Raw genomic sequence first — 446 nt, forward strand, 5'->3', positions numbered from 1 at the left:
GCGCCTCGTCGTAGCGGAAGACGATCTCGTGCTGGCCGAGGTTGCACTCGCCCTTGGCGGACTCGACGACGAGTCCGGCGGCCTGCATCTCGTTGCGGATGCGGCGCAGCAGGGGCTCGACGCGGCCGGTGCCGAGGACGGAGTAGTCGATGTTGTACTGGTTGGCGGGGGTCAGGCCGCGGTAGTTGGCGTTCCAGGCCTGTTCGTAGGTGTCCTGGAAGACCATGAACTCCAGTTCCGTGCCGACCATCGCGGTGTAGCCCAGTTCGCCGAGCCGCTCCAACTGGTGGCGCAGGATCTGCCGGGGCGCGGCGACGACGGGCGTGCCGTCGCTCCAGGCGAGGTCGGCGAGGACGAAGGCGCTGCCGGGGTTCCAGGGGATGCGGCGCAGCGTGTCGAGGTCGGGGTGCATGGCGAAGTCGCCGTAGCCCCGGTCCCAGGAGGAC

General features: G+C 69.5%; 1 pseudogene. It reads right to left on the bottom strand.

Annotation, left to right across the window (positions count from 1 at the left end):
- Positions 1-446 (bottom strand): annotated as a pseudogene (locus tag G3I71_RS47170) (glutamine synthetase); the annotation flags it as partial.

Source organism: Streptomyces sp. SID12501, assembly GCF_010550245.1.
Taxonomy (GTDB): Bacteria; Actinomycetota; Actinomycetes; order Streptomycetales; family Streptomycetaceae; genus Streptomyces.